Genomic DNA, 21,583 nt, shown 5'->3' with positions numbered 1-21,583 from the left:
GAACTCAATTAGGTTATGCTGCCCTAATAGTCCAATTGGAGGGTGCAACATGACCGAGTCGAAGCCGTCGCGTGGAATCCAGGGCGCGCTGGTCAAGCTGTGGCGGGGTGGCGACTACGAGCTGACGGTCACCGGCCGCACCCAGATCACCCCGAACTACCTGCGGCTGCATTTCACCACCGGAAACCTGCTGGCCGAGCGGCCCGTGCATCCGACCATGTGGGTCCGGGGCTGGTTCCCGGACGGGGACAAGGCGCACCAGCGCGGCTACACGCTGGTCAACCCCGATCCAGTCGCGGGGACCACCGACATCGACTTCGCGCTCCACGACGGCCTGGCCACCCGCTGGGCCCAGGACGCCAAGCCCGGCGACACCCTCGAGGTGACGTTGCTCGGCAGCAGCTTCGAGCTGCCCGAGCCCGCGCCGGCCGGATACGTCCTGGTCGGTGACGCCGCATCGCTGCCGGCGATCAATACGCTGCTGCAGGCCATCGGTGCGGCGCCCATCCAGGTGTACCTCGAGGCCGGTCACGACGACGACCGCGATCTTCAGGTGGGCGTCGGCGCCCCCGGATTGACCGTCACCTGGGTCGACCGCAAGAACAACGGCGAGGCGCTGGTCGAGACCGTGCGGGCCTCGGCGTTCGACGCGTCCGATCACTTCGGCTGGGTGGCATGCGACAACCGGACCACCCGGTCGGTGGTCAAGGTGCTGCGCGAGGACTACCAGATTCCGAAGAAGGCGATCAAGGCCCGGGCCTACTGGGAAGCCTGATCTTTCGGAACCAACTGGGCCACAACGAATTCGTCGAGCATCTGGCGTTCGTCGTCTTCGTCGGCGCCGGGGAACATCAACAGCGACACCAACATCCGGACCAGCCAGTTGGCCCGGCGGTGCGCGGCCTCGGTCTCCAGCTCTGGCCACGACGCGGACAGGAACGCCGCCACCAGCCCGGTGATGACGTCGGACTGCGCAGCCACCTCACCACCGATGGGGCGCTGGGTGGCGACGAACCACGATGACAGTGCGGGACTTTCCCGCACGTTGCGCAGCGCGATCGCCACACCGTCGAGCAGTCGGGTGCGCGGGTCACTGATATCCGCGATCTGCTCGCCGACGTGAGCGAACACCCGAAACGCCTCGCGGTGCACGTAGGCCAGGTGCAGCACGTCACGGTTCTCGTAGTACCGGTACAGCGTGGCGCGGGAACAGCCTGCCGCCCTGGCGATTTCGAGCATTCCGACGGTCGCGGCGTCCTGCTCGGCGAACAAGCGGTCGGCGGCGTCCAGGATGGCCTCGGCCGCGACCTCGGTGCGTCGGCCGGCCAGCCAGTCGTTTGCCATCAGCAAATGGTAAACGGCACCGATAGTGGACGTCGCACATAGCTGCCGCCGGCCCACTCGATGTTGGCCTCATCGACGGTGAATTCCGGTATCCGCGAGAGCAGTTCGGTCAGGGCGACGCGGGACTGCATCCGCGCGGCCGCCGCGCCCAGGCAGTGATGCGCACCGTGGCTGAAGGTCAGGATGTTGCGCGGCGCGCGCGTCACGTCCAATTCGCCTGCGTTCGGACCGTATTGGCGTTCGTCGCGGTTGCCCGAACCGTAGAGCAGTAAGGTCTTGCGGCCGGCGGGAATGGTGGTGTCGCCGATGGTCACGTCGCGCGTGGTGGTGCGGGCCAGGCCCTGGACCGGCGAGGTGAGTCGAAGGAGTTCGTCAACGGATTCCGTGATCAGGTCGGGGTTTTCGACGAGGAGCCGGCGCTGGTCGGGGTGCCGGTGCAGGAGCTGCGCGCTGCCGCCCAGCATCCCGGTGGTGGTGTCGTTGCCACCCGTGACCATGGTGAAGGTGAACGCGAGGATCGACAGCACGCCGCTGATGTCACCGTCGGCGCCGATGCCCGCGGCGACCAGGTGCGAAACCGTGTCGTCCTCGGGCTCTTTGCGGCGGCGCTCGATCAGCGCGGTGAAGTACCCCATCATGTCGCCGAGCGCGCTGCCCAGTGTCTCGAGCGCGCTGCCCAGTCCGCCCTCGGCGGTGTTGGCCGCGACGATGGCCTCGGTCCAGCCGTCGAACTGGTCGCGGTCGGCCTCGGGAACGCCGAGGTAGTGCGCGACGACCATCGACGGCAGCGGCTTGAACAGCTCGGCCACGATGTCACCGCCGCCGGCGGCCTTCAGCTTCTCCAGTCGCTGCACGACGAACTCACGAACCTTGGGCTCGACGGCCTCGACCTGGCGTGGCGTGAAGCCGCGCGACACCAGCTTGCGGAATTCGGTGTGCACGGGCGGATCGGTCATCACCATCGGCGGGTTGTCCTGCAGGCCGATGAGTTCCAGCTCGCCGTAGTTGACGGTCAGGCCCTCCGCCGAGGAGAACGTCTGGTGATCGCGGGCGGCGGTCCAGATGTCGGCGTGCCGGGACAGCACGTAGTAGTCGGCCGCGGGGTTGTCGGCGGGCACCACGTGGTGCACCGGATCGTGGTCGCGCAGTGACCGGTACATCGAAAAGGGATCGACCCACCCGGCCGAATCGGCAAGCTGGAACGCCACGGGGGAGTCGGATGTCTCGTGAGACAAAATCGCCGTCATGTCTTATGTGTACGGCGATTGCCCCGGATGTGTCAATGCCCGAATTAGATCCCCGCGCCCGGATTCAGGATGTTGTCGGGGTCCAGGGCCGTCTTGATCCGGCGGTTCAGTTCCATGACCTCGGGCCCGAGTTGGCCGGCCAGCCAGGGCCGCTTGAGCCGGCCGACGCCGTGCTCGCCGGTGATGGTGCCGCCCAGCGCCACGGCCAGGTCCATGATCTCGCCGAACGCGATGTTGGCCCGTCGCGTGTTCTCGGCGTCGTTCGGGTCGTGGACGATCAGCGGGTGGGTGTTGCCGTCCCCGGCATGTGCGATCACCGAGATCAGCAGGTCGTGTCTGCGGGCGATCTCAGCCACCCCGTCGACCAGGTCGGCCAGTGCGGGCAACGGCACACCGACGTCTTCCAGGAGCAGCGGTCCTTTGGCTTCCACGGCCGGGATGGCGAACCGGCGGGCGGCCACGAAGGCCTCGCCCTCGTCGGGGTCATCGGTCGAAAATACTTCTGTCGCACCGGCTTCGGTGAACACGCGAGCCATGAACTCGGCGTCCTCGACGCCTGCGGCACCGCGGTCATCGGAGGCCGCAACCATCATGGCCTTGGCCTTTCGGTCCAGGCCCATCTTGAGCTTGTCCTCGACGGCGTTGATCGCAACGTCGTCCATGAACTCCAGCATCGACGGGCGAATCCGGCCGGTGATGGTCACAACGGCATCGGCTGCCGCGCGCACCGAGTCGAAGCTCGCGACCACGGTGCACCCGCGGTGCTGCGGCGGCAATAGCCGCAGCGTCGCCTCGGTGACGACACCGAGCGTGCCCTCGCTGCCCACGAACAGCTTGGTGAGGCTCAGTCCCGCAACGTCTTTCAGTCGCGGCCCGCCCAGCCGTACCGCGGTGCCGTCGGCCAGGACCACCTGCAGGCCGAGGATGTAGTCGGTGGTGACGCCGTATTTCACGCAGCACAGGCCGCCGGCGTTGGTGGCGACATTGCCGCCGATGCTGCAGATTTCGAACGACGACGGGTCGGGTGGGTACCAGAGCCCGTGGGCCGCAACGGCTTTCTTCACCTCGGCATTGAGCAGGCCGGGCTGCACCACGGCGGTGCGGGTTGCCGTGTCGACGACGATGTCGCGCATCCGTTCGGTGGTCAGCACGATGCCGCCGTCGACGGCGGTCGCCCCGCCGGACAGGCTGGTGCCGGCGCCGCGCGGCACCACCGGGATCTTGTGCGCACTGGCCCACCGCAGGATCGTCTGCACCTCTTCGGTGGTGCGTGGCCGCACCACCGCGATGGGGGTGCCGGCGTCCGGATCGAGCGCGCGGTCCTGTCTGTAGGACGCGACGATATCCGGATCGGTGACGACGGCGTCGGTGGGCAGGTCGGCGATGAGGCTCGGCAGCGCGGTGTGCACGGGGCAAGTCTAGGAGCCGCGTGCCGACCAGCTAAGACTCGCGTCATGTGCCGTGCGCATTAATCCTGTGTAACGTCCGTGTTACCGGTATTCTCAGCAATGTGTACAGCAAGGCCATGTTGGCCGAGATGGGCGCGCTGCGCGACAGCCGTCGCGGGGCGCACGTGTCTGCGACCGCGATCGAGCTCCACGTGCGCGTCGTGAGTCGCACTGTGCGCACGCGCCGCCCGGCTTTCGTGGCCGATGCGGCCCTCGATGCCATCGCGCCGGGTTCTGTGACAACCGTTGCGGCACTGGAGCTTTGGACTGCGAGCCTCTGGCAGCGGGTGCCCGGGGGCTATCTGATCGACGACCGCGACCTGATCGCCCACCTGTCCGCCGGTCCGGTTCGGCGGTGGGTGCGCAGGGTGTGGCTGAATCTCAACAGCGAGTCGGTCATCCCGTTCTGACTGCACCGGCTGTCGCGCGGACGGCGCGCAGTGAAGCAAACAACAGGTCGTTCAGCATGTCGATGAGGTGCTCTCGGTCGACGGTGATCGCCCCGACGAGGACCGCGGTGAGCGTCTCGCCAACCCCGCCGATGACGAACTGCGCGGCGAGGCGCAGGTCGAGTGGCTGCACGTCGGCGGCCGATCCGTTCAGTCCGGCGACGATGCCGGCGAACCGCTGAGCCTCGGCGAGCCGGCGCGAGCCGAGCGCAGGCGAGGCGGCGGACTCGATCAAGATGACGCGGCCCTTGCGCTGATCCGCCAGTAAGAGGTCGACCAGCGCCCCCAGCGCCGCCCGCGCGCGAATCCTCGGGCTGCCATCGGCTTCGGCGATCGCGGCAAGTCCCCGCTCTTCCAGCTCGGCCACGATCTCGTCGAACACCGCGATGTGCAGGTCCTCGATCGTCGGAAACGATTCGGCGAAGTAGCGCGCCGCGAGCCCGGACCGTTCTGCGACGCCGCGCAGCGTCGTTGCGGGGATGCCCTTGGTGCCCATCAGGTCCAGGCCCGCCGCGACGAAACGGCGTCGCCGCTCAGCGATGCGGTCGGCGCTGCTCAAGCCGCCGTACTGCCTTGACCCACTCACGAAACCAATCTTGACACACGCGTGGACAGATGGTTGCCTGATCTCATCTATCAACGCTTGATGACAGATTGGATTCGCGCATGACGAGCACCGCAGCACCTGTCGAGGCCGCAGTCGAGCCATGGCGTCCCGGTCAGCCGCATGCGGAGCTGGCTGCCGACGTCCGATGGTGGGCGGGCTCGCCGCTCGGCCTTGGGATGTTCGGGCGCCTGGCGCTCGACCAGGTGGCGTACCGCCCTGTCGCAGCGGCGGTGGACCACTCCGGCCGCTTCCGGGAGAACTTCACCGATCGCGGCATCCGGTCGGGCGCGTATGCCATGCTGATGCTGTTCGGCGAAGAATCAGACCGGCGCTTCGACACAGAAGAACTCAAGCGGCTGCATTCCGCGGTGAAGGGGACCGGCAACGGTGAGTTCGCAGACACCAGGTTCAGCGCGCTCGATCCGGACCTGTGGAAATGGATCGCGGTGAGCGCGTTGAATATCCACTATCGGAGTTACGTGGCGGTTTGCAGTCGCGATCTCGATGAGGGCGAGCGGGAAGTCGTCTACCAGACCGCGCGGTGGATGCTTAGCTATCTGGAGTTGCCCAGTGCCCGGGCCAAGCTGCCCGAGACCTTGGCCGACATGTTGACGTACTACGACGCCGTTGCCGCAGAACACCTGGCGGACAATCTATTTCTGCAGTACGCCAAGGACAGCTTCGGCACTCTCCCCGTGCCCGCGCTGGTTCCTGAGCGGCTGCGTCGCCTTATCGCTCCGTTGTGGAATGCAGTGACCCCCATCGTGTTGCGTGTCCCGAAGGTAGTGGGGGAGCGTCACGCCCACCCGAAGATGCGTGAATTGCTCGATATTCGATCGACAGCCTTGAGCCGGCTGGAGTATGCCCTCTATCTCAGGGCAGCGCGGTTGGCCTGGCGGTATCTGCCACGAGTGGTCGTCCTGGAGCCGTTGGCCTACAACCGCTACTGCTACGAACGGCTGCGGTCGGCGTACCACAGCGTCCAATTGGACAGCTTCGCCGCGTAGCGGCGCAGACGGGGCGCAGAATCTGGGGGTGCTGGCGCATCCCCGAACCGGAGTGTTGTTCTCGTCCCCGGTGCCGCCCGGCTCGGGTTGGCCCGGGGACCCGGCCGATGCCGATACTGCCGTCGCCCGCACCGCGGCACAGGTCCGGTCCAGGGCCCGTCGCTGCTCCGACGTGGCCGACCTCGATGCCCAGGTATCGGTGTGCCGTGGCTGCCGCCGCCTGGTCACCTGGCGTGAGGACGTCGCCACGCGGACCGTGGCCACACGCAAGGCCTATGCGGCCGAGCCGTACTGGGGCCGGCCGGTGCCGGGTCTCGGCCCGGCCCGGCCGCGCATCTGGGTGCTGGGCTTGGCGCCCGCCGCCCATGGTGCCAACCGCACCGGCCGGGTGTTCACGGGCGACCGGTCGGGCGACTTTCTCTTCGCGGCCTTGCACCGCGTCGGCCTGGCCAGCAGCGCCGAGAGCGTCGATGCAGCAGATGGACTGACTCTCAACGACATTCGCGTGGTCGCCGCCGTCCGATGTGCCCCGCCGGACAACGCACCGACGCCGGCGGAACGTGACACGTGCGAACCGTGGCTGAGTGCGGAATGGCGGCTGACGGGCCAGGACGTCCGGGTCGTCGTCGCGCTCGGCGGCTTCGCCTGGAAGGCCGCGCTGGACCTGACCGGGGCCCGGCGGCCGTATCCGAAGTTCGGCCACGGCGCGCTTGCCGCACTTCCCGACGGGAGGCAGCTCCTCGGCTGCTACCACCCGAGCCAGCAGAACACGTTCACCGGCCGGCTCACCCCGGACATGCTCGATGCCGTGTTCACCGTGGCCGTATCGTTGGCTGGGAATCCCAACGGGTGAGAAAGAGTTGGATTAGATCGTGCAGTTGTCTGTCCTTGATCTCGTCCCGGTCCGTAGCGACCAGTCCACCGCCGATGCCTTCGCCGCCACCGTGCACCTCGCCAAGGCTGCTGACGAGCTGGGCTACACCCGCTACTGGGTGGCCGAGCACCACAACATGCCGGCGGTCGCCGCCACCAGCCCACCTGTCTTGTTGAGCTACCTGGCCGCAAAGACCCACCACATCCGCCTCGGCTCCGGCGGCGTGATGCTGCCCAACCACGCCCCGCTGGCGGTCGCCGAACAGTTCGCGCTGCTGGAGGCGGCCGCGCCGGGCCGGATCGACCTGGGTATCGGGCGGGCGCCGGGAACCGACCCCGTCACCTCGATCGCGCTGCGTGGCCCGGCCGGCCGTACCGACGAAGACATCCACCGCTTTCCCGAGTACCTCGACGACGTCGTCGCGCTGATGAGCCCCGGTGGGGTCAAGGTGTCGCTCGAGGGGCGAAACCTGTTGGACAAGGACTACATCCTGAAGGCCACCCCGGCCGCCGTGAGCCCGCCGAAACTGTGGCTGCTCGGCTCGTCGATGTATTCGGCACACCTGGCCGCAGCCAAAGGGCTGCCGTACGTCTTCGCCCACCACTTCTCCGGCCAGGGCACCGAAGAGGCGCTGGCCACCTATCGTGAGGAGTTCCGTCCCAGTGAATTCGCCGACGCTCCAACGACATTCATGACCGTCAACGCCTGCGTGGCGGACACGCGCGACGAGGCCGAACAGCTGATCCGCCCCAACCTGCAGATGATGGCGTGGTTGCGTACCGGCGAGCCCCTGCGTGCGCTCGATCTGGTCGAGGACTCGGAGCACAACCAGCTCACCGCTACGCAGCAGGCCATCGTGGCCGCCGGAATGGAGCGGGCCATCGTCGGCTCACCAGGCGAGGCCGCCCAGCAAATCCGGGATCTGGCATCGCATTTCGACGTCGACGAGGTGATGGTCAGCCCCGTCGCCGCCGCACGCCGGGGCTGCGATCCAGCCACCGCCCCGGCCCGCGAGACGACGCTACGGCTCCTCGCCGAGCAGCTGCTCTAACGCGGCGTCAGCGCCACGACCGGGATCGGCCGGGTGGTGCGCTTCTGATAGCCCGCGTACCGGTTGGCGTTGTTCTTGTTCACGACCTGCCACAGCCGCGCGTAGTCCGGGTCGTCCTTGCCGACGACGCGGGCCGTGACCGGCAATCGCTTTGGCCCGACGTTGATTTCGATCTCGGGCTTGGCTTTCAGGTTGAAGTACCAGCCGGGCGCTGTCGGCTCGCCACCCTTGGATGCGACCACCAGGTAGGCGTCGCCATCCTTTGCGTAGGTCAGTGACGTGGTGCGCGCCAGCCCGGTCTTGGCGCCGACGGTGTGCAGCAACAGGCTGGGCGGGACACCGGGGAACTGGTGGCCGATCCGGCCTTCCGTCTTCTGGTAGATCCGGTCATGCATCTTCAGCAACGGGAGGCCGAGATACTTCTCCCACAGGGGCATACTCATGGCTTCAAGTCTGCCTGCGGATCGGAGAGCCTCGCCACCGCCTCCAGTAGGATCTTTCCACTGGCTTCCCGGTCTGGGTCGCGGCGCAGCAGCATGCCCTTGGCGAACGCCAGTTTGTCGCCGGACTTGCGCGGGACGACGTGCAGATGGATGTGAAACACCGTCTGAAATGCGGCTTTGCCATCATTGATCGCGATGTTGTTGCCGTCGGCGTGCAGGCCGGACTCGCGCGACGCCCGGGCGATGCGCTGACCGAGTTTGGCCATGCCCGCCACTACCTCCGGCGGGGTGTCGACCAGGTTCTCGTAGTGCTGTTTGGGCACCACCAGGGTGTGGCCGCGGGAGAACGGCCGGATATCGAGGAACGCCACGTAATCGGCGTCCTCGTAGACCCGGATCGCGGGCGCCTTCCCGGCGATGATGTCGCAGAACACACAGGACATCGGTTCACCGTAGGCCAGCTGGGTCAGACGTTGGCGGCCGCCCACTCCGACAACCGGCGGTCGCGTTCGGCGGCGTCGACTTCTTCGACCCGCGTCATCACCGCCCAGCGCTGCCCGAACGGATCGATGATCGACGCGAAGCGGTCCCCGGTGACGAAAGTCTGTGTCGCTTCCCGGATTGTCGCGCCGGCGCGCTCGGCCCGGTCGACCACCGCGTCGACGTCGGGGCAGTACAACACCACAGAGTGCGTGACCGGACCGCTGCGTTGCGGCGCCACCAGTTCGTAGTCGGCGTTGGGATCAGACAACTGCAGCCGGCCGGTACCGAAGTCCAGTTCGGCATGTGCCACGTTGCCGTCGCTCCCGTCCATCTTCTCGATCACCTGAGCGCCGAAGACCTCGACGTAGAAGTCGATGGCGGCGGCAGCCCCGTCGATCACCAGGAACGGGGTGAGGCTGGTGTAGCCCTGGGGAATTGGTTGCACGCTCATGGCATCCAGTTTCGTAGGGTCTGAGTGTGGCGGCTTGGAAAAACCCGACAGCGACCCCGCAGCTGGGTGTGGTCGGCCGTGCCAACACGGGCTCGGTCTTCGACCTGCAGCAGTGGCCGCCGTCGGCCACGGCGGCGGTCTGGGTCGAGAATTTCTGGTCGGTCACCTGGGATTTGCGGGACGCGGAGCCGTTCGACAGCACCGTCATCACGTTTCCCGCGGTGCACCTGACGCACGAGTGGGGCACCGACGACGTTCGGCACGGTCAGCCGTTGCCGGCGACGCTGGTGCACGGCGTGGTCGAGCGGGTGTTCACCACGAGGCTGTCGGCGTCGGGTTCCGTGGTGGGAGCCAGGTTCCGGCCAGGTGGGTTCGCGGCGCGGTTCGGCCGGGATGCCGGTGCGCTGACGGGCCGGGTGTTACCTATAGACGACGAATTATTCGGCACGTCAGTGTCTTTCGCCGACGACATCGAACAGACGGCAGCCGCGCTCGACGACGCGATCGGCGTTCACATCGACCCGGACACCACGTTTCGCGACCTGTCGACGCTGCTGGACCGCGTCAGCGCCGATTCGCAGCTGCACCGGGTCGAACAGGTCATGGCGCTGTCGCCTTGGAGTGAGCGCACCACCCAGCGAGTGTTCCGCCGCTACGTCGGGGTGCCGGTGAAATGGGTGCTGTGCCGTTACCGCCTGCAGCACGCGGCGCTGCAGATCGAGACGGTTCCCGATCTCGACTTCGCCGACCTGGCAGTGCGTTTGGGCTGGTACGACCAGGCGCATTTCATCAACGACTTCCGGGCCATGCTCGGCTGCACGCCGGGGGAGTACGCCACCAAACACCGTCGATGATGAGTAATCTGACGCCGCATGGACCCTAGTGAGCTGGCGTTCGCCGGCGCCGCCGAACAGGCCCGGCTGCTCGCCGCCGGTGCGGTGAGCGCGCCTGAACTCGTGGAGCTGTATCTGGACCGCATCGGGCGCATCGATCCCGAATTGCGTTGTTACCGCATCGTTCTGGCCGAGAGCGCCAGAGAGCAGGCGCGGGCCGCGCAGGCCCGGCTGGACACGGGGGAGCGGCTGCCCTTGCTCGGTGTGCCGATCGCCATCAAGGACGACACCGATGTGGCGGGCGAACTGACCACTTACGGCAGCAGTGCCCATGGAGCGGCGGCGACCGCCGATGCCGAGGTGGTACGTCGACTGCGCGCCGCAGGCGCGGTGGTCCTCGGCAAGACCGCGGTGCCCGAGATGATGATCTGGCCCTTCACCGAGACATTGACCTACGGTGCGACACGAAACCCCTGGAACACGGGCTATGCGCCGGGCGGCAGCAGTGGCGGCAGTGGCGTCGCAGTCGCGGCCGGCCTGGCCGCATTGGCGCTCGGTTCGGATGGCATGGGCTCGATCCGGGTGCCGGCCACCTGGTGCGGATTGTTCGGCATCAAGCCGCAGCGGGACCGGGTGCCGGTGAGCCCGCACGATGACTCGTGGTGCGGGCTGGTGCACTACGGGCCGCTGGCCCGCACTGTCGAAGACGCGGCGTTGTTCCTGGACGCCACCACCGACGGCGGCTTCGTGGACGCCGCTCGGCGCGCGCCCGGACGGCTGCGGATCGCATTGAGTACCAAGGTGCCACCGCTGGTGACCGCGCGGGTGGGAGCGAAGCAACGCGCCGCGGTGGAGCAGGCGGGGGAGTTGCTGCGCGAACTGGGCCACGACGTCGTCCATCGAGACCCTGACTACCCGCGGTCGGCGGTGTATGGGCACGCCCTGCCGCGCTACTTCCGTGGGGTCTATGACGACGTGTCGGCGCTGCCGCACCCGGAGCGGCTGGACCGTCGGACCCGGGCGTTCGCCAGGATCGGTGGGTTGATCTCCCAGCGGCGGATCGATGCGATCCGCGCCACGGAACCTGCGTTGACGATGCGGGTGCAGTCTGTGTTCGACAGCGTCGACGTGGTGATCACTCCGGGGGCGGCGACCGGACCGTCTCGGGTCGGGCAGTATCAACGCCGCGGCGCCGTCTCGACCCTGGCGGCGGTCGCCGCGCGGGTGCCGTTCCAGGCGATGTTCAACGTCACCGGTCAACCGGCAGCGGTAGTGCCTTGGGGGCTGGACGACGCCGGAATTCCGACCTCGATTCAGTTGGTGGGCAGGCCATTTGACGAGGCGACGTTGCTGTCGCTGAGTGCCCAGATCGAGGGCGCGCGCCCCTGGTCCGGTCGGCGGCCTCCGGTCGGTTAGTGCGCGCCGAGCGAGTTCTGGATGTCCGGCTTCATCTGACGCATACCTGGCCCCAGTAGGCCCAGGTATGCGTATCACTCAGCCGATCGCCTGCCACGCCGCGAGCTTGTCGGCGAACGACATGGTCAACGCTCCGCTGCTCGACGGCAGCCGGGCGGCGGGCAGCGCGATATCGGCTTGCTGGAACAGGGTGTACGCGGTCAGTCCGTTGACGAATCCCCGCTCGATCGTCGGGTGCTCGGCGAGGAACGCCTTGAAATCGTTGAGCACCAATGTCTTCCGGTCGATGTTCGCGTCCAGGCTGCCGACCCGCCGGCAGCTGTGCGCGACGTCCCACAGCGCCACACCGGCACCGGTGACGGCGTCGATGCGTTCGGGGTAGGGCAGCTCGGCGTCGAACCCGGCGAGCGTGCCCAGCAGCCGCCAGAACTGATTTCGGGTGTTCGCGTAGTACTCGCCGGTGTCCAGCGACTTCTCGCTGGGAAACGAGCCCAAGATCAGCACCCGCGGGTTCGCGCCGACGATCGCTGGCAGTCCGGTGCGTAGCGGCATCTGTGGCTCGGTCATGTGCCCATTCTGCGGGGCTGTCAGGCACGATAGGTTGACCGGGTGAGCGAACAAGCTGCCGAGCCGGCCGACCGCGAAGAGCTGACCGACTGGTTGCTGTCCGAAGGCTTCAGCGCACAGGAGATCGACGAGTCCTTTGCGCCGACGTTGTTACCGGCCCGGCGCGCTCTCGGCGACGACGGTATTCGACTGTCGGCCCGGGACATCGCGACCCGGTGGGGCATCGATATTGATCTGCTGCAACGAATTCTGCACGCGGCCGGCCGCCCGCGATCCGATGACCCGACTGCCGCGCTGTACTTGACGGTGGACAGTCAGCTGGTCGGCTACGCGCAGCAATGTCTGGGCATGGGACTGCCGATCGAGCAGGTTGTCGCGGTGGTTCAGGTGATGACGGACGGTCTCGCGAAAACGGTCGAGGTCATGCAGTTTGCGGCGCTGTCGGCGATCCTCCAGGCCGACGCGACCGAGTTGGAGAACGCCAAGGCTGTCGCTGCGCTGACCGGATACGTTGCGCCACTTCTGGGTCCGATGGCCCAGGACATGCTCCGTACGCAGATGCTCCATGCGCTGCTGCAACAGGAAGTCGCTGCCACCGAGCGGGTGACGGGGCCGGCCCTGCCTGGCGCCGGGCTCGTGTCGATCGCCTTCGCCGATCTGGTCGGTTTCACCAGCCTGGGTGAGGAACTGCCGCCGGAAGGATTGGAGCGGCTCTCGCAGCGGCTGGCCGATCTGGCGCGCACACTGGCCCAGCCGCCCGTCCGGTTCATCAAGACCATCGGAGACGAGGTCATGCTCGTCAGCCCGGAACCGGTACCCCTGCTGAACATGATCCTGGATCTTGTCGACGCGGCTGAAGCCGACGACGCCCTGCCGCGGCTCAAGGCCGGCATGGCGACGGGAATGGCCGTGAGTCGGGCCGGGGACTGGTTCGGCGGTGCGGTCAACAAAGCCAGCCGGGTGACGGGCGTGGCCAGGCCCGGGGCCGTGCTGCTGGCTGATTCAGCGCGTGACGCGGTCGGCGACGCACCTGGTTTCGACTGGTCTTTCGCCGGTTCGCGGAGGCTGAAAGGCATCCGTGACGAGGTGAAACTGTTCCGGGCCCGCCGTGACGAGGACTAGCTGCGGCGCGGCACCCCGACTTGCACCTTGGCCGGGACGCGGCTTACATGGGTAGACATGCCAGACATTGATCGTCGCAGCATGATGTCCATGGCGGGGCTGGGCCTGTTGGCCGCCGCGCTTCCGATCGCCGAGGCCGGCGCAGATACGCCTGGTAAGCCCATCTTCGTGGACAACTTCGACGGACCAGCCGGCTCGTCGCCCGACACCTCCAAATGGGAGATCGCAACCGCCCGCGAGTCGATGGAGAACCCGACGTACTGGGAGCTGCCCGAACACGTCGGTCAGTACCGCAACGACCGCAAGAACCTGTTCCTGGACGGCAATTCCAACCTGGTGATCCGTGCCGCCAAGGACGGGAACACCTACTACAGCGGCAAGATTTTCGGGACGTTCCGCGCCGGTATCGGCCACACCTTCGAGGCCCGGATCAAACTCAACTGCCTGACCCCGGGCTGCTGGCCGGCCTGGTATCTCGCCAACAACACCCCGGGGATCGGTGGCGAGGTCGACATCATGGAGTGGTACGGCAACGGGAGCTGGGCCCCCGGTACCACCGTGCACGCCAATCTCAATGGCGGCGAGCATGTTTCGCACACCATCGCACCGGACAGTGCCTGGCACACCTGGCGCTGCCAGTGGGACGACGCCGGGATCCGGTTCTGGCTGGACTACACCGACGGCGCCCAGCCGTACTTCAGCGTCCCGGCAAAGTCGTTGCCCAACTGGCACTTCAACGATCCCGGCTACACCCTGTTCCCGATCCTCGGCCTCGCTGTCGCCGGTTCCGGCGGTGGCGACCCAGCTGGGGGAACCTACCCGGCCGAGATGCTCGTCGACTGGGTGAAGATCTGGTGATTACCTGCTGGGCTTGAAACTACGCAGGCGCAGGCTGTTGCTCACCACGAACAGCGAGCTGAAAGCCATTGCCGCGCTGGCGATCATCGGGTTCAGCATGCCCGCTGCCGCCAGCGGAATGGCCGCCACGTTGTAGGCGAACGCCCAGAACAGGTTGCCCTTGATGGTCTTGAGCGTCGCTCGGGACAGCCGGATCGCATCTCCCGCGGCCCGCAGGTCGCCACTGACCAGGGTCAGGTCCGAGGCCTCGATCGCGACATCGGTGCCGGTGCCCATCGCCAGTCCCAGGTCGGCTTGGGCTAGGGCGGCAGCATCATTCACGCCGTCGCCGACCATCGCCACGACGCGGCCCTGATCCTGCAGCCGCTTGATCTCGTCGACCTTGTCGGCGGGCAGCACCTCGGCGATCACCGTCTCGATGCCGACTTCGGCGGCCACCGCGCCGGCTGCGCGGGCGTTGTCCCCGGACAGCAGGACGGGCGTCAGCCCCAGTTTCTTGAGATCGGCAATGGCTTCGGCGGCAGTGTCTTTCACCTTGTCGGAGACCACGATGACGCCTGCGATGACGCCGCCGATCGCCACCCACACCGGGGTGCGGCCTTCGGATTCAGCGGTGTGCGCGATGGCCTGCAATTCGGGGGTGGCCTCCGTGGCCAGCCAGCCGTACCGTCCGACGGCGACCTCGTGACCGTCGACCACGCCGGCGACGCCGCGACCGTCGTGGTTGACGAAGTCGGTGACGGGCGGCAGCGGGCCATCCTCGGCGGCACGGGCCGCCACGGCCTGGGCGATGGGGTGCTCGGAGGCGTGCTCCAGCGCACCCGCGAGTCGTAATACGTTGTCGGACTCAGCATGTACCGCGACGACCGTCATTTTTCCGGTGGTCACCGTGCCGGTCTTGTCCAGCACGACGGTATCGACCTTGCGGGTCGATTCGAGCACCTGCGGGCCCTTGATCAGGATGCCCAGCTGTGCGCCGCGGCCGGTGCCGACCAGCAGCGCCGTCGGCGTGGCCAGCCCCAGGGCGCAGGGGCAGGCGATGATCAGCACCGACACGGCAGCGGTCAGCGCGGCGCTGACCGAACCTTGTCCCGTCGCTGCGCTCGCCCCGAACGCGCCGGCAACGAGCCAGCCGATCAGCGTCAGCAGCGCCAGTCCGATCACCACCGGCACGAACACCGCGGACACCCGATCAGCGAGACGCTGTACTTCGGCCTTGCCGCTCTGGGCATCGGCCACCAGGCGCGCCATCTGAGCCAGCTGGGTGTCGGCGCCGATGCGCGTGGCCCGAACCTCGAGGCGCCCACCGGCGTTGACTGTCGCGCCGGCGAGGTGGTCGCCGGGGCCGACCTCGACAGGTACTGATTCGCCGGTCAACATCGACGCGTCGACCGCGGATGTCCCGGTGATCACCACACCGTCGGTGGCGATCTTCTCGCCGGGGCGGACCACGAAGGTGTCGTCGACCGCCAATTCCTCGATGGGCACCCGGATTTCGCGGCCGTCGCGCAGCACCGCAACGTCCTTGGCGCCGAGATCGAGCAGCGCGCGCAGTGCCGCGCCGGACTGCCGCTTGGCGCGGGTCTCGAAGAACTTGCCTGCCAGGATCAGCGTCGTGACGGTGGCCGCGACTTCCAGGTACAGGTGATCGCTGCCCATGGCCAGCATCCATGCCGACCACAGGTAAGAGGTGAGAACACCGAGCGAGACCAAGGTGTCCATGGTGGCCGCGCCGTGCCGCAGGTTGGTCCACGCGGCGTGGTGCAGCGGCCAGGCGCCCCAGAGCACCACGGGGGTGGTCAGCGCCAATGCCCACAGCGGCCAGTGCGGGAACTGCAGGACCGGAATCATCGACAGGGCGAGGACGGGGATCGTGAGGGCCAGTGACACCAACAGCCGTGGCAGGTATGTCGTTTCGGTTGGGGCATCGGCCTTGTCGATGCTCGCGGTGTAACCGGTGGCCTCTACGGCCGAAACGAGGTCGTCGGTGGTCACGCTGTCCGGGTAGGTGATGGCCGCCTGCTCGGTCGCGAAGTTCACGCTGGCATGAACACCGTCAATCCGGTTGAGCCGCTTCTCGATTCGGGCGGCGCACGACGAACACGTCATACCGCCCACGGACAGCGTGACCGACGTGGTCATGCTGGTTGGACGACGTCGTATCCGGCGTCTTCGATCGCGGCGGCAACGGCGGCCCGGTCAGGCTCGCCGTCCACTCGTACGGTTCCGGCCGCCAGATCCACCTCGACACCGGTCACGCCGGGCAGCGGCTCGACAGCTGAGGTGATGGACGCGACGCAATGTCCGCACGACATTCCCTGAACTTCAAGTACCTGACTCATGACCGAAGTATATACCCATAGGGGGTATAGGTAGTGCTGTGATGTGGGTCTCGGCCGAATCTGTTCCTTTAGTCGGCTCGGGTGGCATCCTGGTTCCATGGCGCGCAAAGAAATTGACCCGGTCCGGGCGAAGAGTGCCCTCGCGGTAGCGAAGGAACATCCGGGCATGCTGCTGTTCGTGGCGTCGCCGGTGATCGCCGCCATCGTGCTGGTCGGTGTTTTCGTGGGCACGGGCTGGGCGGTGTTCCTGGCGTTGGCGGTGCTCGGGCTGGTCGTGTTCGGTGGTTCCGCGCTGTTGCGCAAGCGCTGAGAGAGCCCCTTTTCCCTATCTCGTTCGCCTCGGGCGAAAGGCCGTTCCTTTGCAGCTGTAACGGTGTAATCATGTAAGCATGAGGCAACATCATTCAGGCCAGGACCGCCGCGGCGGCTGGCAACAAGCGCAGCAGCCCGATGCGGGCGACGCCGCCGACTGGTTCGCCGGTCGGCTCCCCGAAGGGTGGTTCGCCGGCGACCCGAGCGTCACCGTGGACCGCGAGGAGATCGTCGTCATCGGGCGACTTCCCGAGCCGGAGAACCCGGAAACCGCCGCTCGGGCTTCGGGGCGGGTCGCGCGCTTCCGGGAGGAAACCCGGTCCGAGCGCATGCACATCGCCGATGAGGCAGAAGCCCGCTACGGCCGCAAGGTGGCCTGGGGTCTGGCGGTGGGAGAGTCGGAGCGAATCCTGTTCACCCACTTGGCCGTTCCGGTGATGACCCGACTCAAGCAGCCGGAGCGTCAGGTGCTCGACACCCTGGTCGACGCCGGGGTGGCGCGGTCCCGTTCTGATGCGCTCGCCTGGTCGGTCCGGCTCGTCGGGGAGCATGCCGAGGAGTGGCTGGCGAAGCTGCGTGACGCCATGACCGCGGTCGACGATCTGCGCGCCGAGGGTCCACAGCTTTGAGCCATTGACCTACGCCACCGCGCGGGTGCAGTCTCAAAGGACCGGCCCGATGGGAGCGCGCGATGAGCGATCGGTTGTTCAACTACGTCGGCGAGATGCTGCGCGGTTGCCTGGATGTCGACCTCGCTTCCGCCCGCGTGATCGGCGCGGGCGATTTCGCGAAGTTCCTGACCGACGATGTGCGGTTACACGTCGTCAGTGGGCACCTGGCCGCAGCGGAATGGGGTACCGCGGAACGCCATCGGTCGGTGCCGGTGACGGACACCCACATCATCGTTACCGAGCACGGCCTGCTGTATGCGGCCGAAGTTGGCGGCCCGAACCCCGGTTTCTACCTAGCAGTCCCGCGGTCCCTGCTGGAACCCATTGCTGACCACATCGCAGACAGTCCGCCGCCGGCCGGTACGCCGATTGCGATCGACTGCCGCCTCGACCATGATCTCGCGTCCATCTGGCAGTTCGAGAGTGCGCTCCGGCATCAACTCGAGTCCGATCCGGTCATTCGCGTCCAGCTGACGCCGGCGTTCGCGGCCTGAGCCATGGGCTCTTTGGCGTCTCTCCGACGCCAAAGCCTCATGTGCAGTGCGGTTTTCACCATCGTCGTGCCGGGCACCATGGCCGGGCTGATTCCGTACCTGCTCACCGGTTGGCGGCGGATCGGTGACTTGTTCGGCCTGCCTGGCGGGTGGATCGCCGGCGTCATCCTGATCGCTCTCGGGCTCCCGGTGCTGCTCGCGGCTATCTATAAATTCGCGAGTGACGGTTTGGGTACGCCGTTGCCCGCGGCGCCGACCCGGAGCCTGGTGGTGACGGGGCCGCACCGGTACGTCCGCAATCCGATGTACCTCGCCGTCACAACCACCATCGTCGGCCAGGCGTTGGTGCTCGGGCAGCCCGTACTACTTTGGTACGCAGGATTTTTCGTGGTCGCTACCGCCGCGTTCGTGTACGCCTACGAGCAGCCCACTCTGCTGAGACAATTCGGCGACGAGTACCGGCGCTACTGCGAATCGGTACCGGCGTGGCTGCCACGGGTCACGCCGTATCGGCCGGTGCGCTGAACAGTAGGAGGTTTCCGTCCGGATCTCGGACGATCAATGTCCGCGCGCCCCACGGTTGTAATTTGAGTGTTTGGTGGAAAATCACGCCGGCGTTTTGATACTCGAGGAAAAGCTCACGTAGTTCTCCGGCGCTGTCGAGAGTGATTGATGCCGACAGCAGCTGTTCCCGTTCGCGGATATCGCCGACGAATACCGGCTCGTCTACGTGGCGAAGGTTGAGGATGGCGTTGTCGCGTTTGACTTGGCCGTAGAACGGGGGCTCGCCGTAGCTGAATTCCACGGTGAATCCCAGTTTCGACGTGAAGAACGCGCACGACGCGGCGACATCCGTGACGAACAGCTGCGGTTCGCTCATCTGAAGGGTGACTGACGATGCGGGGTCTTTGGCGGTGCCGGTCAATTTCTGCACTCCTGTCTTGAGCGCCTGCCAGCTATCGAATCCGCTTTGGCGTGCAACGACTTCCAAGGCATCGCTGAGCTTGAACGGCGCCCGCAACACTTGGTCATCCGTGAGGTGGCCGTAACGCGGCAGCATGGCTCTGATCTGCGCGGCCACGGGGTAGTAGCCGGAGCGATGCCAGCGCACATACAGTTTTGCTTGCTTGCGGAGGTTCTCGATATTTGGCATGGTGCATCGGTTTTCGGAACGGAACGTAGGTGGGCATTGCCCTTCGGCGTTCGGCCGATGCTTCCTACCGCATCGGCGCCAGCGTAAAACGGCGGCAGCGGGATGTCTATCTGCCGCCGCACCGCTGCACTCGTTCTTGCCGCCGTCCAAAAAACTTTGGTCACTTTGTTTGCGCTGGTCACGGTAGGTAACTTGAGCCCCGTGCGTTGCGGTCGCTAGTGACTGAAATCCTTGCGCTTCGAACAGGTGTTCGATAAAATGAGGTATGGACGCCACACCCAGTTTCGCCGCCCTTCTGGACCGGGCTCGTGAGCTGCTCATCCCACACGACATCACCGGGATCGACGCGCACGATGCATTGCGCGTGCTGTTGGCCTTGCGCGGTGTGGTCGATCATCTGGCGGCGACGATGACCGGTGCGCTGGACCGGTTAGGTGTGGCCGCGGGGCAGGGGCGGACGACGCGGGAGCTGCTGATCAGTCTTGGGTGTGCGCCGGGCGTGGCGGAGCGGCTGGTCCGCGTTGCCGCGGCGCTACCCGCACTGCCCACTCTGGCCGCGCATGCCGGCGACGGGGTGATATCCGCCGAACATGTCGATGCAATCGTGAAGGGCATCAATCACATTCGGGCACGTTCACCTGGTCCGGTTGATGAGGCTGCCCGGTTCGACCAGGTCACCGATCTGTTGGGTCAGTTCTTCTCGGGGGCCACTCCGGCCCAGATCGGTGACCGGGCCCGCCGGCTGGGGAACCGGGTGGCCGCCGCCGAGGGCGGCGTGCCCGCGGCCGAGGACCGCTCGATCAACACCGTCGACCATCGCGTGACCAGTGACGGCCGGCTGCAGATCCGCGCGGACCTGGATGCCGAGGTCGGCGCCAAATATGTCGCGGCGATGGAGGAGTTGTCGCCGCCGCGACCCGAACCCGACGGCAGCCCGGATGTGCGGTCGGCGGGGCGGCGGCGTGCTGATGCGTTGGAGGCGGTGCTGGATATCGCCGCCCGTGGTGGTGACGTCGCCAGCGCGCCGCGCACGCAACTACTGCTGACGGTGCCCGCGGACACCCCGGACCTGGCGGAGTTGGAGTTCATGGGGCCGATCACCGCCTTGACCCTGGACCGCCTGACCTGTGACACCACGGTCACCACGGTGCTGGTGGACGGCGAACAGGTGCCACTGGACATGGGACGGGAGAAACGCCTATTCCCGGCGCATCTACGTAAAGCCCTGTATCTGCGTGATCAGTGCTGCATCAAATGCGGCGCACCCCCGGGACGCACCCACGCGCATCACATTGTGCATTGGAGCCACCACGGCGAAACGAGCCTGAGCAACGGCTGTCTGCTGTGCCCGGCGTGCCACGCCAATGTCCATCACGACGGCTGGGACGTCGTCATGGGCATGGACAAACACCCCTGGCTGATCCCACCAGCCACCGTCGACCCGCACCGGCGACCGATCCCCGCCTACAACCGCCGCACCATGCGCCTGGACGCCGCTGCGTAAACGCGCTCCGCACCTTGATAACTCAATAGTGACGACGCATCGCAGGTCTGCTGCTTCGGCGGCGGGCCGAAGCAGCAGACCTGCGGACCGGCCGAATGCAATGAAACTGCCACGTCGTGAAGTTCGGTTCAGTTGTGGAAGTGCGTCGCGCGCGAAGGTCAAGCCTGCGTCATCTCCCAGTACGCCCCCCGGCGCTGGAGCAACTCGGCGTGCGATCCGCGTTCGACGATCCGCCCGGCCTGGACGACGAGGATCACGTCGGCATCGCGAATCGTGGAAAGCCGGTGCGCGATAATGAAACTCGTCCGGTTGCGGCGCAGCTCTGCGGTGGCCTGGGCGATCAGCAGCTCGGTGCGACTGTCGACGGAACTGGTGGCCTCGTCGAGGATCAGCAGCTGGGGTTGCCGCAGCAGCGCGCGGGCGATGGTGATCAGCTGCTTCTCGCCGGCGCTGATGTTCACGCCGTTCTCGTTGAGCCGCGTCTGATATCCGTTCGGCAGCGTGTGGACGAAATGGTCGACGCGAGCGGTGCGGGCGGCGTCGATGACCTCGGCCTCGGTGGCGTCCGGACGTCCGTAGGCGATGTTCTCGTAGATGGTGCCGCCGATCAGCCAGGTGTCCTGCAGCACCATGCCGATTCGCGACCGCAGCTCCGCGCGGCTCATCGTCGCGATATCGCGGCCGCCCACCAGAATTCGACCGGAATCGGGCTCATAGAACCGCATCAGCAGATTCACCAGCGTGGTCTTGCCGGCGCCGGTCGGCCCGACGATGGCCACCGTGGTGCCCGGTTCGGCGACGAGTGACAAGTCCTCGATGACGGGAGTGCCAGGGCGGTAGGAGAAGTTGACGCGCTCGAACTCCACCCGGTCCGGTGCGTCCGACACCCGGCCCGCACCAGGTCCCC

General features: G+C 66.9%; 26 protein-coding genes. 14 read left to right on the top strand and 12 right to left on the bottom strand.

Translation table 11 applies throughout. The annotated features are described in order from the left end of the window. Positions 1–49: 49 nt before the first annotated feature. Positions 50–775 (top strand): siderophore-interacting protein, encoded by a 726-nt coding sequence (locus TL10_RS27230; RefSeq protein WP_043988120.1) that lies wholly within the window; start codon positions 50–52, stop codon positions 773–775. On the opposite strand, the gene TL10_RS27225 is transcribed toward TL10_RS27230, so the two are convergent. The 3 genes from TL10_RS27225 to TL10_RS27215 are packed head-to-tail and all read right to left on the bottom strand — an operon-like array spanning position 760 to position 4,000. Further along, the gene (locus TL10_RS27225) at positions 760–1,344 is read right to left on the bottom strand and encodes a TetR/AcrR family transcriptional regulator (RefSeq protein ID WP_043395415.1); all 585 of its coding nucleotides are present in this window, start codon (positions 1,342–1,344) and stop codon (positions 760–762) included. The genes TL10_RS27230 and TL10_RS27225 overlap by 16 nt on opposite strands. Beyond that, positions 1,344–2,591: a cytochrome P450 gene (locus tag TL10_RS27220; RefSeq protein ID WP_043988119.1), complete on the bottom strand. Its 1,248-nt coding sequence runs from the start codon at positions 2,589–2,591 to the stop codon at positions 1,344–1,346. Before TL10_RS27220 ends, TL10_RS27225 begins: the two co-directional genes overlap by 1 nt. Positions 2,592–2,635: 44 nt before the next feature. Continuing rightward, entirely contained in the window at positions 2,636–4,000 is a 1,365-nt protein-coding gene (locus TL10_RS27215; protein ID WP_043988118.1) for an FAD-binding oxidoreductase, read from the bottom strand. A gap of 101 nt (positions 4,001–4,101) precedes the next feature. On the opposite strand from TL10_RS27215, the gene TL10_RS27210 reads away from it, so the two are divergent. Beyond that, positions 4,102–4,449, top strand: coding sequence for a hypothetical protein (locus TL10_RS27210; RefSeq protein WP_110789240.1), 348 nt, complete (start codon positions 4,102–4,104; stop codon positions 4,447–4,449). Here the strand turns inward: TL10_RS27210 and TL10_RS27205 are convergent. Further along, entirely contained in the window at positions 4,436–5,047 is a 612-nt protein-coding gene (locus tag TL10_RS27205) for a TetR/AcrR family transcriptional regulator (RefSeq protein ID WP_234711551.1), read from the bottom strand. The two genes, TL10_RS27210 and TL10_RS27205, sit on opposite strands and share 14 nt — an antisense overlap. 107 nt (positions 5,048–5,154) lie before the next feature. Between TL10_RS27205 and TL10_RS27200 the strand changes: the two genes are divergently transcribed. From TL10_RS27200 to TL10_RS27190, 3 genes are read left to right on the top strand one after another with little or no spacing between them, the layout of a single operon-like run. Continuing rightward, positions 5,155–6,102 (top strand): oxygenase MpaB family protein, encoded by a 948-nt coding sequence (locus TL10_RS27200; protein ID WP_043988117.1) that lies wholly within the window; start codon positions 5,155–5,157, stop codon positions 6,100–6,102. A 28-nt stretch (positions 6,103–6,130) separates the two neighbouring features. Next, complete coding sequence (locus TL10_RS27195) at positions 6,131–6,955, top strand: uracil-DNA glycosylase (protein ID WP_043395408.1); 825 nt, start codon at positions 6,131–6,133, stop codon at positions 6,953–6,955. 19 nt (positions 6,956–6,974) lie between these two features. Further along, positions 6,975–8,027, top strand: coding sequence for an LLM class flavin-dependent oxidoreductase (locus tag TL10_RS27190; RefSeq protein WP_043988116.1), 1,053 nt, complete (start codon positions 6,975–6,977; stop codon positions 8,025–8,027). On the opposite strand, the gene TL10_RS27185 is transcribed toward TL10_RS27190, so the two are convergent. From TL10_RS27185 to TL10_RS27175, 3 genes are read right to left on the bottom strand one after another with little or no spacing between them, the layout of a single operon-like run. After that, positions 8,024–8,470: a nitroreductase family deazaflavin-dependent oxidoreductase gene (locus TL10_RS27185; protein WP_110789239.1), complete on the bottom strand. Its 447-nt coding sequence runs from the start codon at positions 8,468–8,470 to the stop codon at positions 8,024–8,026. The genes TL10_RS27190 and TL10_RS27185 overlap by 4 nt on opposite strands. Continuing rightward, positions 8,467–8,913, bottom strand: coding sequence for an HIT family protein (locus tag TL10_RS27180; RefSeq protein ID WP_043988127.1), 447 nt, complete (start codon positions 8,911–8,913; stop codon positions 8,467–8,469). Before TL10_RS27180 ends, TL10_RS27185 begins: the two co-directional genes overlap by 4 nt. Before the next feature lie 23 nt (positions 8,914–8,936). After that, positions 8,937–9,404: a VOC family protein gene (locus TL10_RS27175; protein ID WP_043988114.1), complete on the bottom strand. Its 468-nt coding sequence runs from the start codon at positions 9,402–9,404 to the stop codon at positions 8,937–8,939. 26 nt (positions 9,405–9,430) lie between these two features. On the opposite strand from TL10_RS27175, the gene TL10_RS27170 reads away from it, so the two are divergent. Together TL10_RS27170 and TL10_RS27165 are read left to right on the top strand one after the other, a co-directional pair. Then, the gene (locus tag TL10_RS27170; RefSeq protein ID WP_043988112.1) at positions 9,431–10,258 is read left to right on the top strand and encodes an AraC family transcriptional regulator; all 828 of its coding nucleotides are present in this window, start codon (positions 9,431–9,433) and stop codon (positions 10,256–10,258) included. Between the two features lie 18 nt (positions 10,259–10,276). Then, positions 10,277–11,653 (top strand): amidase, encoded by a 1,377-nt coding sequence (locus tag TL10_RS27165; RefSeq protein WP_043988111.1) that lies wholly within the window; start codon positions 10,277–10,279, stop codon positions 11,651–11,653. Between the two features lie 78 nt (positions 11,654–11,731). Here the strand turns inward: TL10_RS27165 and TL10_RS27160 are convergent, their stop codons facing one another. Beyond that, the gene (locus tag TL10_RS27160; protein ID WP_110789238.1) at positions 11,732–12,220 is read right to left on the bottom strand and encodes a DNA-deoxyinosine glycosylase; all 489 of its coding nucleotides are present in this window, start codon (positions 12,218–12,220) and stop codon (positions 11,732–11,734) included. Between the two features lie 42 nt (positions 12,221–12,262). Between TL10_RS27160 and TL10_RS27155 the strand changes: the two genes are divergently transcribed. Both TL10_RS27155 and TL10_RS27150 read left to right on the top strand, forming a co-directional pair. After that, positions 12,263–13,342 (top strand): adenylate/guanylate cyclase domain-containing protein, encoded by a 1,080-nt coding sequence (locus tag TL10_RS27155; RefSeq protein WP_043988110.1) that lies wholly within the window; start codon positions 12,263–12,265, stop codon positions 13,340–13,342. 57 nt (positions 13,343–13,399) lie between these two features. After that, positions 13,400–14,200: a glycoside hydrolase family 16 protein gene (locus TL10_RS27150; protein WP_043395393.1), complete on the top strand. Its 801-nt coding sequence runs from the start codon at positions 13,400–13,402 to the stop codon at positions 14,198–14,200. Here TL10_RS27150 and TL10_RS27145 read toward each other — a convergent pair whose 3' ends face one another. After that, on the bottom strand, positions 14,201–16,342 hold the full coding sequence (locus tag TL10_RS27145) for a heavy metal translocating P-type ATPase (RefSeq protein WP_043988109.1): 2,142 nt from the start codon (positions 16,340–16,342) through the stop codon (positions 14,201–14,203). It abuts the gene before it with no gap. Continuing rightward, complete coding sequence (locus tag TL10_RS27140) at positions 16,339–16,542, bottom strand: cation transporter (protein ID WP_043395390.1); 204 nt, start codon at positions 16,540–16,542, stop codon at positions 16,339–16,341. The genes TL10_RS27145 and TL10_RS27140 overlap by 4 nt, the downstream gene beginning before the upstream one ends. A 97-nt stretch (positions 16,543–16,639) precedes the next feature. On the opposite strand from TL10_RS27140, the gene TL10_RS27135 reads away from it, so the two are divergent. From TL10_RS27135 to TL10_RS27120, 4 genes are all read left to right on the top strand, one after another. Further along, positions 16,640–16,852: a hypothetical protein gene (locus TL10_RS27135; protein WP_043395388.1), complete on the top strand. Its 213-nt coding sequence runs from the start codon at positions 16,640–16,642 to the stop codon at positions 16,850–16,852. Between the two features lie 79 nt (positions 16,853–16,931). Beyond that, a complete protein-coding gene (locus TL10_RS27130) occupies positions 16,932–17,483 on the top strand; it encodes an ATP-binding transcription factor AbmR (protein WP_043988108.1) in 552 nt (183 codons plus the stop codon). A gap of 62 nt (positions 17,484–17,545) precedes the next feature. Further along, a complete protein-coding gene (locus tag TL10_RS27125) occupies positions 17,546–18,019 on the top strand; it encodes a hypothetical protein (RefSeq protein WP_043988106.1) in 474 nt (157 codons plus the stop codon). A gap of 39 nt (positions 18,020–18,058) precedes the next feature. Beyond that, entirely contained in the window at positions 18,059–18,544 is a 486-nt protein-coding gene (locus TL10_RS27120) for a methyltransferase family protein (protein WP_052506566.1), read from the top strand. Here TL10_RS27120 and TL10_RS31845 read toward each other — a convergent pair. Next, entirely contained in the window at positions 18,519–19,172 is a 654-nt protein-coding gene (locus tag TL10_RS31845) for a VOC family protein (RefSeq protein WP_043988103.1), read from the bottom strand. The genes TL10_RS27120 and TL10_RS31845 overlap by 26 nt on opposite strands. 265 nt (positions 19,173–19,437) lie before the next feature. On the opposite strand from TL10_RS31845, the gene TL10_RS27110 reads away from it, so the two are divergent. Continuing rightward, positions 19,438–20,676 (top strand): HNH endonuclease, encoded by a 1,239-nt coding sequence (locus TL10_RS27110; RefSeq protein ID WP_043988102.1) that lies wholly within the window; start codon positions 19,438–19,440, stop codon positions 20,674–20,676. 158 nt (positions 20,677–20,834) lie between these two features. Here TL10_RS27110 and TL10_RS27105 read toward each other — a convergent pair. Beyond that, on the bottom strand, positions 20,835–21,583 hold a 749-nt coding region (locus tag TL10_RS27105; protein ID WP_043988124.1), incomplete at its 5' end, for an ABC transporter ATP-binding protein.

It is taken from the genome of Mycolicibacterium llatzerense (assembly GCF_000878195.1).
Classification (GTDB): domain Bacteria; phylum Actinomycetota; class Actinomycetes; order Mycobacteriales; family Mycobacteriaceae; genus Mycobacterium; species Mycobacterium llatzerense.
This window is presented reverse-complemented; position numbering and strand designations above follow the sequence as displayed.